The following is a 12,913-nucleotide window of genomic DNA, read 5'->3' on the forward strand; positions in this document are numbered from 1 at the left end:
CAGAAGTGAAACGCAGTTGCGCCGATGGTAGTGTGGGAGTTCCCATGTGAGAGTAGGACATTGCTAAACTTCTAATTAAAGAAACCCGTAGCTTACGCTACGGGTTTTTTGCTTTCTGACTTTCTAACACCTTGTGAGTGAATCGCAGATGCGCGAAGGGTAGTGTGACTTGTATTAGACATGCCCATGTGAGCGTAGGGCATTGCTAAACTTCACTCTCTACTAAATAATGAGAAGCCCGATTCGAAAGAGTCGGGCTTTTTGCTGTCTGGGATTTAAAACAATAACGAATAAGCGCGAATAAATTCCCGCCTACAGTAGGCGGGATTTCAATCGCGCAAGGTAATAGTGCTGTAATAAGCGTGTGGGTGTTTTCGCTTTATGTCAGAGCAGCGTTGATACGCGTGGGAAGTGTGACTCATGTTAGTTAAGCCCATGTGAGCGTATGACATTGTTAAACTTCACTCTCTAATAAATAATAAGAAACTCGTCGCTAACGCGACTTGTTTTTTGCTTTCTAGCATTTAACAAATTGCATGAGTCAAACGCATAAGCGTAATGGCCAGTGTGACTTATGTCGCACTAGTTGCTGTTAGAGTCAGATATTACAAGATTTTATTCCCGGTCAAATGATATGGCCCCCTTAATTATACGATGCTTTTTTGTTTTCTAGTATTTCAAAGTCTAGTGAGTGAAACATGCTTGAACTGTTGGAAGCGTGATTTGTATTAGGTGTGGCCATGCGAGGGTTGGAAACAGCTAAATTTTTTTTCTGGATAAATGATAAGAAACTCGTCGATTATGTGACAGTTTTTTCTTTATGGTATTTCAAAACGTCCTGATTAAAATATTCTTGTGCTGAAGGAAATGTGATTTATGTCGCAGCAGAGCTGATGTTCGATTGAGGCATTGTTATACTTCCAATTTCTCTAGACTACTGAAAAGCTAATCCCATAATGGACTGTTTTTTTGTCCTCATTGTTAAAAATTCTGAGCAAAGCTGTTTATTAAGCCAGTATTTATTCACTGTAATTATTACTGAAAGATGCTTTTAGTTTTCTTGTAAATGCAAACGGCTATTCAATAAAGATCTTGGATATTGTATTGAATTTCATTTTTTGTTTTGAGTGATAAGAGAATTACTCTTGAGTGTCAGGTTTATGAAAGAGATAAGTTTAGTCAGTTTGTAGAAATGATAATTTGATAGAAATGTGAATGAAGGTAGCATATTTTTGTCATTCACGTATAAGTGCCTCTAGGGGGCTTTTAATGAGAGATAATTTATATGAATGCCTAGGCTATATTAAATAAGTTTGACTGTCTTATTAATCAATTAAGCGGCTTATATAGATTAGCTTGATTTATAGTTATATAAATCAGTATTTCTTTGGTGAATATGAAATATTCGCACAAAAATAGTGCGCGTATTGCCCTTATATCTTGCAAAATAAGACAAGTTAAGTATACTTGCGCAAACTTTTTGAAGTTAAAGTTTTTACTTTAAAAAATCAGTGAGTCATACGAATAACGTCGTATAAGAAAACGTATTAAAATATGAGAAACGAACTTACAAAGCTAGGGCGAAAATATGCCTACCGACAAAGTGCTTTGATGGCTTTTATTGTTACTTTTACTACACTGATTATTTATTTTATTTGGGGTTATGAACCTGCAAAATCAGCTGCTTTAGGCGGTGTGATAGGGGTAATACCTAATATACTTTTCGCTTATAAAGCATTCAAGTTTGCTGGAGCGAGTGCATCGAAGAAAGTTGTAGAATCTTTCTTTAGTGGTGTGAAATTAAAAATGGCGTTAACGGCGTTTCTGTTTGCCTTAGCATTTAAGTTTGTTGTGCTAATTCCGTTACCATTTTTTGGCATGTTTTGTTTAGTTATGGCTCTGCCGTTAATAACTCCGTTTATTATCAAGCAGTAGCGGTAATTCATTATTTTTATTTTTAAACTTTAATCATTGGGAAATTAATATGTCTTCAGGCGCTGAGTTAACCAGCCAAGAATATATTGTTCACCATCTTGCCAACTTGAAAGTAGGTGAAGGCTTTATGGCCGTTCATTTAGATTCATTGGGATGGTCAATATTTTTAGGTTTGGTATTTTTAACCATCTTTCGTTCCGTAGCTAAAAAAGCAACATCTGGCGTGCCAGGCAAGTTGCAGTGTGCAGTTGAAATGGTCGTTGGTTTTGTTGATGAAAGTGTGAAAAGCACATTCCACGGCAAAAACGCGTTAATCGCACCTTTAAGTTTAACAATCTTTGTTTGGGTTCTATTATTGAACTCTATGGATTGGGTTCCGGTTGACCTTTTACCACACTTGATTCATTGGGTTTCAGGTATTCCGTTAGGTGATATCTACATGAAACCAGTGCCAACAGCAGATCCAAACATTACTTTTGGTTTAGCTTTAGGTGTGTTCATTCTAATCATTTACTATTCGATCAAAGTAAAAGGTATGGGTGGATTCATGAAAGAATTAACGACTCAACCTTTCGGTCATTGGTCTTTATACCCGGTAAACTTTATTCTTGAGACTGTAACAATGCTTGCGCGTCCGTTATCTCTTGCTTTACGTTTATTTGGTAACTTATATGCAGGTGAGTTGATTTTCTTACTTATCGCAACAATTGGTTTATTCCAATTACCAGTTCACTTTTTATGGGCAGCGTTCCACTTGTTGGTAATCCCATTACAAGCGTTCATTTTCATGATGTTAACTATCGTTTACCTTAGTTTAGCTCACGAAGATCACTAATTTGTCTAGAACAAGTTAGAACAGCCGTTGGCTGGCCCACTAGGGCAAAGGACAGGAGGTCCGAAGTACTAATTTCTAGAACACAAATTAGAACAGATTTATTTAGCTCTTTAGGGCTAAGGACAGGAAGTCCAAAAGGAATAGGGCAAGAAGCCCACAGAACAATTTTTTTATAACTTTAAACTTAACTTTAAATAATCGGAGAAAAATATGATTGCTATCGCAGTTGCTCTACTAATTGGTTTAGGTGCTCTTGGTACCGCTATTGGTTTTGGTCTTTTAGGTGGTAAATTCTTAGAATCTGCTGCTCGTCAACCAGAACTAGCGCCACAACTTCAAGTTAAAATGTTCATCGTAGCAGGTCTTATCGATGCTATCGCGATGATCGGTGTTGCTATTGGTTTATACCTATTATTCGTTAATGGCCTTACTCACTAATAAGCCATTTTTTTCTAACGAATCTTAATAGGAGGTACGCACAATGGACATTAATATGACCCTAATCGGACAGTTAATCGCTTTTGTCGTATTTGTAATATTCTGTATGAAGTATGTATGGCCACCAATTATTGGTGCCATCGAAGAACGCCAAGCTACTATTGCTGACGGACTTGCTGCTTCAGACCGTGCTGCTAAAGATCTTGAGTTAGCTCAAGAGAAGGCTAAATCACAACTTAAAGAAGCTAAAGTTCAAGCTGCATCTATTGTTGATGCTGCTAAAAAACATGAAGCTAAAATTGTTGAAGAAGCTGCTGGTAAAGCACAAGCTGAGAAAGATCGTATCTTAGCTGCAGGTCACGCAGAAATTGAAACTGAACGTAACCGAGCTAAAGAAGAACTACGTGCACAAGTTGCCGTTCTTGCTGTTGCCGGTGCCGAGAAAATTCTTGAGCGTTCAATTGATGCCGCAGCACATAGCGACATCTTAGATAAACTCGTCGCTGAACTTTAAGAGGAAAGAGCTATGTCTGAATTGACAACTGTCGCTCGTCCTTACGCTAAAGCAGCGTTCGACTTTGCTGTTGAAGCTAAAGCAATGGATAACTGGTTAGCCCAGTTAGCCTTTGCTGCTGAAGTTGCTCAAGATGAAACCATTATTGGTTACATCTCTGGTGGGGCTTCAGTAGAGCAAGCACAAACATTATTTTTAAATGTTTGTGGTGAGCAAGTAGACAGTCAAGGCCAAAACTTTTTAAAAGTAATGGCAAAAAACGAACGTTTGTTGGTGCTACCACAAGTTCTTGAACAATTCATCGAGTTAAAAGCTGAATTTGAACAAGAAGTCACTGTGGATGTAACCTCTGCTGTTGAAGTAACTGCAGAGCAAAAAACAACATTAAGCGCCGCGCTTGAAAAGCGCTTGGCACGTAAAGTAAAGCTTAATTGTTTTGTTGATGTGAGTATCGTTTCTGGCTTAGTAATAAAAGCTGGTGACATGGTAATTGACGGTTCTGTAAAAGGTAAATTGAACCGCTTAGCAACAACATTACAATCTTAGATAAGGGAACAGAGCATGCAACTGAATTCCACTGAAATCGCTGAACTGATCAAGAATCGTATTGAACAGTTTGACGTTGTCAGCGAAGCTCGCAACGAAGGTACTATCGTTTCTGTAACAGATGGTATTATTCGTATCAATGGCCTTGCCGATGTAATGCAAGGTGAAATGATCGAACTTCCTGGTAGCCGTTTTGCTATCGCGTTAAACCTAGACCGTGATTCGGTAGGTGCGGTAGTAATGGGCCCTTACGCTGATTTAGCGGAAGGCCAAAAAGTTAAAGGTACTGGTCGTATTTTAGAAGTACCAGTAGGTCGTGGTCTATTAGGCCGTGTAGTAAACACTTTAGGTGAACCAATTGATGGCAAAGGCCCAATTGAAAACGATGGCTTCTCTCCAGTAGAAGTTGTTGCACCAGGTGTTATCGACCGTAAATCAGTAGACCAACCAGTTCAAACTGGTATTAAGTCTATTGACTCTATGATTCCAATTGGTCGTGGCCAGCGTGAATTAATCATTGGTGACCGTCAAATCGGTAAATCAGCGATTGCACTTGACGCTATCATTAACCAAAAGAACACCGGTATTAAATGTGTATACGTAGCGATTGGCCAAAAAGCGTCTACAGTAGCGAACCTTGTTCGTAACTTAGAAGAGCACGGCGCGTTATCTAACACTATCGTAGTTGTTGCCTCAGCTTCTGAAGCTGCTGCACTACAATACCTAGCACCATACTCTGGTTGTTCTATGGGTGAATACTTCCGTGACCGCGGTGAAGACTCACTAATCGTATATGATGATTTGTCTAAGCAAGCTGTTGCTTACCGTCAAATTTCATTACTTTTACGTCGTCCGCCAGGTCGTGAAGCATACCCAGGTGACGTTTTCTATCTTCACAGTCGTTTATTAGAACGTGCTGCTCGTGTAAACGAAGCATACGTTGAAAAATTCACAAACGGTGAAGTTAAAGGTCAAACAGGTTCATTAACTGCTCTACCAATTATTGAAACGCAAGCGGGTGATGTATCTGCTTTCGTACCAACAAACGTAATCTCAATTACCGATGGTCAGATTTTCTTAGAATCTAACTTATTTAACTCTGGCATCCGTCCAGCAGTTAACGCCGGTATTTCAGTATCTCGTGTTGGTGGTGCTGCACAAACGAAGATCATCAAGAAACTTGGTGGTGGTATCCGTTTAGCACTAGCTCAATACGCAGAATTAGCAGCATTTGCTCAGTTCGCATCAGATTTAGATGACGCGACTCGTGCTCAATTAGAGCATGGTCAACGTGTTACTGAATTGATGAAGCAGAAGCAATACAGCCCATTATCAATTGCTGAAACAGCAGTATCGTTATTTGCTGCTGAAAAAGGTTTCTTAAACGACATTGCTATTAACAAAGTTGTTGATTTCGAAGAAGCTTTACATGCATACATGAGCAATGAGCAAGCTGCGTTGATGGCTACTATCGACGAAAGCGGTGACTACAATAAAGACATCGAAGCTGGTTTGAATAAAGCACTTGAAACTTTCAAGTCTACTCAAACTTGGTAATCGAGTTTTAATTAAGTAACCTTTTCGGAGAAGAGTCATGGCCGTTGGTAAAGAAATAAAAACCAAGATTTCGAGTGTTAAAAACACTCAAAAGATCACAAACGCTATGGAAATGGTAGCAGCTAGTAAAATGCGTAAAGCGCAGGATACAATGGCTGCCTCTCGTCCATATGCGACAAATATACGAAATGTGATCGGTCATATTGCGCTTGGTAACTTAGAATATCGTCATCCTTATATGGAAGAACGTGAAGCTAAGCGTGTTGGCTATATTGTCGTCTCAACCGACCGTGGTTTGTGTGGTGGCTTAAATATTAACTTATTTAAGAAAGTACTTGCTGATGCTGCTGAAAAGCAAGCATCAGGTGCTGAAGTTGAATTTGGTGTAATTGGCTCAAAAGCCACATCATTTTTTAACAATATGGGCGCTAAAGTAACTGCACAAGTTTCAGGCTTAGGTGATAGCCCTTCACTAACTGACTTAGTTGGTAGTGTTAAAGTTATGCTTAAAGCTTATGATGACGGTGAAATTGATAAGCTATACGTTGTGTATAACAAATTTGTTAATACCATGACGCAAGAAGCGACAATCGATCAATTGTTACCTCTACCTAAATCAGATGACGAAGAAATTAGTCATCGTTGGGATTATATTTACGAACCTGACGCTAACGCTTTGTTAGATCAATTATTAGTTCGTTACATTGAATCTCAAGTGTACCAAGGTGTTGTTGAAAACATCGCTTGTGAGCAAGCATCACGTATGGTTGCGATGAAAGCCGCAACTGATAATGCGGGTGAGCTTATCAAGGATCTTCAACTGGTATACAACAAAGCGCGTCAAGCGGCAATCACCCAAGAATTGGGTGAAATTGTTGCAGGTGCAGCTGCGGTAGGGTAAGCAGATAGTTCGCTAAGAATTAATCTGATAACAATTTTCGTAATTTAACGAAAAGTTAGCTAAGCAAGGCTTAGCTAACTTAAATTAAGAGGAATAAACATGAGTACAGGTAAAGTCGTCCAAATCATTGGCGCAGTTGTGGATGTTGAATTTCCACAAGATGCCGTACCTCAGGTATATGACGCATTAAATGTAACCGAAGGTGACCTAAACGGTTTAGTACTTGAAGTACAACAGCAGCTTGGTGGCGGCGTTGTGCGTACTATCGCAATGGGTACCTCAGACGGTTTGCGTCGTGGTCTGAATGTAGAAAACACAGGTAATGGTATCAAAGTACCAGTTGGTGTTGAGACCTTAGGTCGCATCATGAACGTACTTGGTGAGCCAATCGATGAAGCGGGCCCTATCGGCGAGCAAGATCGTTGGGCCATTCACCGTGAAGCACCAGCCTACGCTGAACAATCAATGTCTAACGAATTGTTAGAAACTGGTATCAAAGTAATCGATTTAGTTTGTCCATTCGCTAAGGGTGGTAAAGTTGGTCTTTTCGGTGGTGCTGGTGTTGGTAAAACAGTAAACATGATGGAACTTATCCGTAACATCGCAATCGAGCACAGTGGTTACTCAGTATTTGCTGGTGTTGGTGAGCGTACACGTGAAGGTAACGATTTCTATCACGAAATGAACGATTCTAACGTACTTGATAAAGTATCGTTAGTTTACGGTCAAATGAACGAGCCTCCTGGAAACCGTTTACGTGTTGCCATGACTGGTTTGACTATGGCAGAAAAATTCCGTGACGAAGGTCGTGACGTATTATTCTTCGTAGATAACATTTACCGTTATACTCTTGCGGGTACTGAAGTATCAGCACTACTTGGTCGTATGCCATCAGCGGTTGGTTACCAACCAACTCTTGCTGAAGAAATGGGTGTATTACAAGAGCGTATTACTTCAACAAACAAAGGTTCAATCACTTCAATCCAAGCGGTATACGTACCTGCGGATGATTTAACTGACCCTAGCCCTGCAACTACCTTTGCTCACTTAGATGCAACAGTTGTACTAAGTCGTGATATTGCTTCACAAGGTATCTACCCGGCTATCGATCCACTTGACTCAACTTCGCGTCAATTAGATCCGTTAATCGTTGGTACAGAGCATTACGAAACGGCTCAAAGTGTTAAATCAACACTTCAACGTTACAAAGAACTTAAAGATATCATCGCCATCTTAGGTATGGATGAGTTATCTGAAGAAGATAAGCAAACTGTATCTCGCGCACGTAAGATTCAACGTTACTTATCTCAACCGTTCTTCGTTGCTGAAGTATTTACTGGTTCTCCAGGTAAATACGTTTCATTGAAAGACACCATTGCTGGCTTTAAAGGCATTTTAGCAGGTGAATTTGATGATATGCCTGAGCAAGCATTCTACATGGTTGGTTCTATTGAAGAAGCCGTAGAGAAAGCGAACAAGATGTAATCATCTAGTAAGTATCTAGATAATAATCTAGATACTTACGCTAATAGAGGTCGAGTCAAATGGCATTATTTACTGTAAATCTAAATGTTGTTAGTGCTGAGGAAAGTTTATTTTCTGGTAGCATTAAATCATTACAGATCACAGGTAGTGAAGGTGAGTTAGGTATTATGCCTGGTCATGCACCTTTATTGACCTCACTAAAACCTGGTATGGCATTAATCACCAAAGAAGACGGTACTGAAGAAGTTATCTATCTTTCAGGTGGAATGTTAGAAGTTCAACCAAATAACGTAATCGTGTTAGCAGATGTTGCTACACGTGCTGCTGATTTGGATGAACAAGCTGCTCTTGAAGCTAAGAAACGTGCAGAAGAAAACATGAACGCTCATGGCGGTGATGTTGATTATGCAATCGTTGCAGCTGAATTAGCTCGTGCTGAAGCACAATTACGTGTTATTCAAGCGACTAGCAAGAAAGGCTAATATTTAGTTAACTAAATATAGCTCAGGTTTAGTGACTTCTGCTAAAGAAGTGAACACAGATACTGATTTTGAAAGCCACTTTATTATTTAATAAAGTGGCTTTTTTTTGTCTGTTACCTAAAACAAAAGGATATATCAGAAAGAGGTTAGATTAATAAAGGCTGCAATTTTGGTAGATTTAAAAGACTCTCTATTGCGAAATTATCGAAAGCAGACCACTGTTCAATAGCAAGTGATTTCATAGGATCTTTAGCTTCAGAATCCTTGGCATTGTCTAAATACCATAAGCCATTAATAAAAAAGCTATAAAGAAGGTAGTAAGTTAATAACGTTTTATTAGGCCGGAAATTTGGCACTAAAACCATATAGCTAGCTACTATTTCATTTATACGATGAGTGGGGATATTATTGACAGCAATGAACATGGATAGATCAAATTCTACTGGTGCCAGATGGCTGCACTCGAAGTCAATAAGCCAAGCTTGATTTGCCTTATCGAGAAGAATATTGCTGTAATTCATATCGCCATGACTAAGCACGTTAACTACGCCAGAGGACTTCTGTTCAGCCTCTATCATAAAAGTCAGTCTGTCTGTGATTAGCGCTAAGACACGTCGTTGTACTCTTGTTAAGGTAGTAGGGGTAGTGCATAAGCGTTGGACTGACTTTACTGTATTTAAATAGGGAATATCTTCCATTATCAGTTGAGGTAATAACTGATGTAATTTAGCCATAAGTGTTAAGCCGGTTTTAATACATTTATCTGCACTAATTTCCGCTTTATTTACTGTGATACTGTCGATAAATTCAGTCACTAACCAAGAATCATCATGATAGATTATGCATGGACTGAGGCCATGCTGACTCGCAAATCGGCAAGCAACAACCTCTTCCTTAGCTGTCTCACTATTTAATTTCTTAACAAAGTAAACCTGTGAGATTGTTGTTACTTTAAAGCAAGTATGACTCATGCCGTCAACTAACATTGAAATGTCTATGACCTCTTTGAAGCATGATAAAGAGCTTAGTGTGATAAGGTCTGTAGAGATAATTGACATGATATTATCAAGGATTAGTCGTAGCTGAAGATTGTAGGTTTACTGAAGACTTTTGATAAAGTTTTAACCATTTGTGATAACCGTAACCCGCAACAACAACAAATATAACAAATAAAATGGTCGTTGGAATGAGACCTTTTTCAATATATAAATAGATAGAAGCTAAATCGATTACGATCCAATACAGCCAGTTCTCTAAGACTTTTTTGGCCACTAAATAGGTAGCAAAGACCGCGTAAACCGTGGTAAAAGTGTCTAAATAAGGGAAGTGTGCTGGGGAGTAGTTATCCATAAGGTAACCTAAGCCGAAAGCAAGTAGTGCCAAGGCAAAACAAACCTTAATATGCCATGTAAGTTGCCAAGTAACTATGGTTAATTGCACGTTTTCACTTTGATTATTATTCGCTTGTTTAGACCATTGCCAATAGCCATAAACTGCCATAAACAAGTAATAAGCATTTAAGGCACTATCCATTAATAATAAAACATCATAAAAGATAACTGTGTATAAGGCGGTACTGATAAAGGCTGCAGGCCAGCACCATCGTGAGCCTTTAGCCGCTAGCATTACATAGGCTATTGAAAGCAGCATTGCTATGAGCTCTAGCCAGGGGAGTTGCTGAAAATATGCTAATACGCTGTGTAGTATATCTGACATTAACTTTCTGCTTCAACTTGTGAACGATCACCATTAATAAATTTACAAACAAAAACCGCTGCGCCAGTTGTTGTGTGAACGTGTTTAATTTCCGCCATGACATGGTTTACAGCAAGATCATAATCACCAAATACTTGCGTGCTCATACCATTGGTAATTACTTGTAAACCTTCTACACCTCGAAGTCGTTTTATAAACGCCCAAATTTCAGTTTTATATTGCTCTTCTGCTAGGGGGTATAAGCTCAGTTCGATTGATATTTTCATAAGATTCCTCTTTAACTAAAAGGGGAATTACTCCCCTTGAAGCAAATATAAATTAAAATTGGTAGTCGAAGCTAGCACCAAACACTAATGGCTCAGCAAGCTGGCTATATTGCTTCGGGGTATAGCCGTCACGCGGGTCATTACCAAAGTAAAAACCACGGTTATCATATTCTTTATCGGTAAGGTTTCTACCCCAAAGCTTAATTTGCCAGTTATCTTGTAAGTAGCTAATCGAAGCGTTAAGTAAAACAATGGCTTCAGATTTAATATCTGCTTCAGGAATTGGGCTGAAAACACCTTCTTGATATTCATAATAGCGAGTATCAGAGAAGTAGTACTCATCCTTTCCATTAACAGATAGATTAAATAGCCACTCTTCAGTTGGCTGGTAGTTTATGCCGACGTTAAATTGGTAGCTAGGTGCGTGTGCTTGCTCAGCTCCTGATAAAGAGTTGCCATCATCATCAACAAACTCATCAAATTTAGTCTCAAGCAAACCCAATGAACCATAAAGGTTAATCGAGTCATTCAGCTGCCAAGCCGATTCAATTTCAATACCATAATTACTGCCTGAGGTAGCATTTCCAAGGTAGCTAATGAATTCAGAGCTATTATCCTCACGTTCGATAGTTTTTGACGTTTTTACCTGGATATCAGTTCTATCCATATAAAATACAGCCGTTCTGATAAAAGCACTATTATCGAGTAAGGCAACCTTGTAGCCCACCTCATAGTTAGTCAAGTATTCAGGATCAAAGCTGCGCAAATCTTCTGGTAAGGTACCGTCAGTGTTATGTCCACCAGCTTTATAACCACGATTGATTGAACCATACCAAAAGCTATCAGCTGTTTGTTGGAAACCAAGTACTAGTTTTCCGCCTACCATGGTGTCGCTGATATCATCATTAAATTGGTTTGAATTGATGTAGTCAGCGCTATAATTTTCAATACGTAGACCAGAAGTTAATGACCAGCGCTCGCTTAACTGAGTATCTAATTGAGCATAAGCAGCAATGCTTGTGCTTTTGTTAATTGAAGTAAAGTCAGAATCGGCATAAGTATATTGGCGTAATAAGTCTTCATCATCTTGTTTGTAGAAAAGACCCGTAACCCAGGCTGTTGTGCCGTTAAATATTTCTTCACCCTGATTTGATATTGCGCGTAATTCCGCGGTAAGTACTTCTTTTTCGCGATAATAATGATCAGTAGAGTTATATTCCCAGTAGGCATAATCAGGATCAATATCGGGGTTGATAGTTGGATCTGAAATTCCAGCATACGCCCAGTCTTCATCATAACCATAAGCTAAGTCAGAATCGGCATTACTAATAATGGCTAACACTGTGGCACTGTCAAAGCCTTGATACGTAAATTTAGCAGAGAAAGCGGCAGTTTCTTGTTGGTCAAAGCCTGGTTGGTCCGAGTAGGTTTCTCTGGTGTTATCTAATGAGAAAGCATCATAGCCATTATCAAAATCGAAATAAAAACCTGCAAGGTCAATTGTTAGATCCTTGCTGGCCTCAATTGCTAATTTACCACGGATAGTTAACTCGTCACGGTTATTCGTATCATCACGCGGTAAATGAACATTATCTATAAAGCCATCACTCGTTAGTTGGTTCACGGCAAAGCGGTAGTTTACTGTGTCACTAGCTGAGCCTGATAAGGCAACGCCTAGGTCGTAGCTACCGTAATTGCCAACGCCTAATTGCAATGCACCTTCAAAATCTTCAGTTGGCTCATTGGTGGTGATATTCAACATGCCGGCAATGGCATTGACACCAAAACGAGTACCTTGAGGGCCACGAAAAATTTCTGCTTGTTGAACATCAAAAAGCGAAGCAACGCTACCAATACCAGTAAAATCGACATCGTCAATAATTACGCCAACAGACGGATTGATTGGCTCTTGAAATTGGCTACGCTCACCAATACCACGAATTTGGTAATATCTTGCACGTTGTGAGCCGCTAGCAAAGTTAACATTAGGGCTAACCGCAACTAATTCCTCAAGGTGTTTTGCATTACGTTGTTTGATTTCAATATCGGTTAACACTGACAATGAAGCTGGAGTACTTTGTAAGTTCTGTTGTCGAAAATCACTGGTGACAGTAATGGTCTCAAGGTTGTCTATGTTGTTAGTGTCGTTACTCGTTTGCTCTTCTGCTGAAGTAGCAACGTTAAATAGACATGCAGTGATAGCTATACAAATAGTAGATTTGGAGAAAGTCATAAAGT

13 protein-coding genes are annotated in these 12,913 nt (G+C 39.3%); 9 read left to right on the top strand and 4 right to left on the bottom strand.

Going from position 1 to position 12,913, the window contains the following annotated elements:
• The first annotated feature begins 1,611 nt into the window (after positions 1-1,611).
• The 9 genes from ND2E_RS12665 to ND2E_RS12625 all read left to right on the top strand — a co-directional run bounded on the left by ND2E_RS12665 (position 1,612) and on the right by ND2E_RS12625 (position 8,693).
• On the top strand, positions 1,612-1,935 hold the full coding sequence (locus tag ND2E_RS12665) for an ATP synthase subunit I (protein WP_033093528.1): 324 nt from the start codon (positions 1,612-1,614) through the stop codon (positions 1,933-1,935).
• A gap of 49 nt (positions 1,936-1,984) precedes the next feature.
• Positions 1,985-2,770, top strand: a complete 786-nt coding sequence (gene atpB / locus ND2E_RS12660) for a F0F1 ATP synthase subunit A (protein WP_033093529.1) — start codon at positions 1,985-1,987, stop codon at positions 2,768-2,770.
• A 210-nt stretch (positions 2,771-2,980) separates the two neighbouring features.
• The gene (atpE, locus tag ND2E_RS12655; RefSeq protein ID WP_033093530.1) at positions 2,981-3,208 is read left to right on the top strand and encodes a F0F1 ATP synthase subunit C; all 228 of its coding nucleotides are present in this window, start codon (positions 2,981-2,983) and stop codon (positions 3,206-3,208) included.
• 43 nt (positions 3,209-3,251) lie between these two features.
• On the top strand, positions 3,252-3,722 hold the full coding sequence (atpF, locus tag ND2E_RS12650) for a F0F1 ATP synthase subunit B (protein ID WP_033093531.1): 471 nt from the start codon (positions 3,252-3,254) through the stop codon (positions 3,720-3,722).
• 12 nt (positions 3,723-3,734) lie between these two features.
• On the top strand, positions 3,735-4,268 hold the full coding sequence (atpH, locus tag ND2E_RS12645; RefSeq protein WP_033093532.1) for a F0F1 ATP synthase subunit delta: 534 nt from the start codon (positions 3,735-3,737) through the stop codon (positions 4,266-4,268).
• Between the two features lie 15 nt (positions 4,269-4,283).
• On the top strand, positions 4,284-5,825 hold the full coding sequence (gene atpA, locus ND2E_RS12640) for a F0F1 ATP synthase subunit alpha (RefSeq protein WP_033093533.1): 1,542 nt from the start codon (positions 4,284-4,286) through the stop codon (positions 5,823-5,825).
• Between the two features lie 37 nt (positions 5,826-5,862).
• Entirely contained in the window at positions 5,863-6,726 is an 864-nt protein-coding gene (atpG, locus tag ND2E_RS12635) for a F0F1 ATP synthase subunit gamma (protein ID WP_033093534.1), read from the top strand.
• Positions 6,727-6,825: 99 nt separating this feature from the next.
• A complete protein-coding gene (gene atpD, locus ND2E_RS12630) occupies positions 6,826-8,211 on the top strand; it encodes a F0F1 ATP synthase subunit beta (RefSeq protein WP_033093535.1) in 1,386 nt (461 codons plus the stop codon).
• Between the two features lie 59 nt (positions 8,212-8,270).
• Positions 8,271-8,693 carry a F0F1 ATP synthase subunit epsilon gene (locus ND2E_RS12625; protein ID WP_033093536.1) on the top strand — a complete coding sequence of 141 codons (423 nt, stop codon included), beginning with the start codon at positions 8,271-8,273 and terminating at the stop codon, positions 8,691-8,693.
• A gap of 146 nt (positions 8,694-8,839) precedes the next feature.
• Here ND2E_RS12625 and ND2E_RS12620 read toward each other — a convergent pair whose 3' ends face one another.
• The 4 genes from ND2E_RS12620 to ND2E_RS12605 all read right to left on the bottom strand — a co-directional run bounded on the left by ND2E_RS12620 (position 8,840) and on the right by ND2E_RS12605 (position 12,908).
• A complete protein-coding gene (locus ND2E_RS12620; RefSeq protein WP_190277822.1) occupies positions 8,840-9,664 on the bottom strand; it encodes a phosphotransferase in 825 nt (274 codons plus the stop codon).
• Positions 9,665-9,758: 94 nt separating this feature from the next.
• Positions 9,759-10,409: a nicotinamide riboside transporter PnuC gene (gene pnuC, locus ND2E_RS12615; protein ID WP_033093538.1), complete on the bottom strand. Its 651-nt coding sequence runs from the start codon at positions 10,407-10,409 to the stop codon at positions 9,759-9,761.
• On the bottom strand, positions 10,409-10,675 hold the full coding sequence (locus ND2E_RS12610) for a hypothetical protein (RefSeq protein WP_033093539.1): 267 nt from the start codon (positions 10,673-10,675) through the stop codon (positions 10,409-10,411). Before ND2E_RS12610 ends, pnuC begins: the two co-directional genes overlap by 1 nt.
• Before the next feature lie 52 nt (positions 10,676-10,727).
• Positions 10,728-12,908, bottom strand: a complete 2,181-nt coding sequence (locus ND2E_RS12605) for a TonB-dependent receptor (RefSeq protein ID WP_033093540.1) — start codon at positions 12,906-12,908, stop codon at positions 10,728-10,730.
• Positions 12,909-12,913 lie beyond the last annotated feature (5 nt).

The organism is Colwellia psychrerythraea, assembly GCF_000764225.1.
GTDB lineage: Bacteria > Pseudomonadota > Gammaproteobacteria > Enterobacterales > Alteromonadaceae > Colwellia > Colwellia psychrerythraea_D.

Excerpts from the sequence above, each read along its gene's own strand:
- ND2E_RS12665 (WP_033093528.1), top strand. The coding sequence starts at position 1,612 with ATGGCTTTTATTGTTACTTTTACTACACTGATTATTTATTTTATTTGG.
- atpB (WP_033093529.1), top strand. The coding sequence starts at position 1,985 with ATGTCTTCAGGCGCTGAGTTAACCAGCCAAGAATATATTGTTCACCAT.
- atpE (WP_033093530.1), top strand. The coding sequence starts at position 2,981 with ATGATTGCTATCGCAGTTGCTCTACTAATTGGTTTAGGTGCTCTTGGT.
- atpF (WP_033093531.1), top strand. The coding sequence starts at position 3,252 with ATGGACATTAATATGACCCTAATCGGACAGTTAATCGCTTTTGTCGTA.
- atpH (WP_033093532.1), top strand. The coding sequence starts at position 3,735 with ATGTCTGAATTGACAACTGTCGCTCGTCCTTACGCTAAAGCAGCGTTC.
- atpA (WP_033093533.1), top strand. The coding sequence starts at position 4,284 with ATGCAACTGAATTCCACTGAAATCGCTGAACTGATCAAGAATCGTATT.
- atpG (WP_033093534.1), top strand. The coding sequence starts at position 5,863 with ATGGCCGTTGGTAAAGAAATAAAAACCAAGATTTCGAGTGTTAAAAAC.
- atpD (WP_033093535.1), top strand. The coding sequence starts at position 6,826 with ATGAGTACAGGTAAAGTCGTCCAAATCATTGGCGCAGTTGTGGATGTT.
- ND2E_RS12625 (WP_033093536.1), top strand. The coding sequence starts at position 8,271 with ATGGCATTATTTACTGTAAATCTAAATGTTGTTAGTGCTGAGGAAAGT.
- ND2E_RS12620 (WP_190277822.1), bottom strand. The coding sequence starts at position 9,664 with ATGAGTCATACTTGCTTTAAAGTAACAACAATCTCACAGGTTTACTTT.
- pnuC (WP_033093538.1), bottom strand. The coding sequence starts at position 10,409 with ATGTCAGATATACTACACAGCGTATTAGCATATTTTCAGCAACTCCCC.
- ND2E_RS12610 (WP_033093539.1), bottom strand. The coding sequence starts at position 10,675 with ATGAAAATATCAATCGAACTGAGCTTATACCCCCTAGCAGAAGAGCAA.
- ND2E_RS12605 (WP_033093540.1), bottom strand. The coding sequence starts at position 12,908 with ATGACTTTCTCCAAATCTACTATTTGTATAGCTATCACTGCATGTCTA.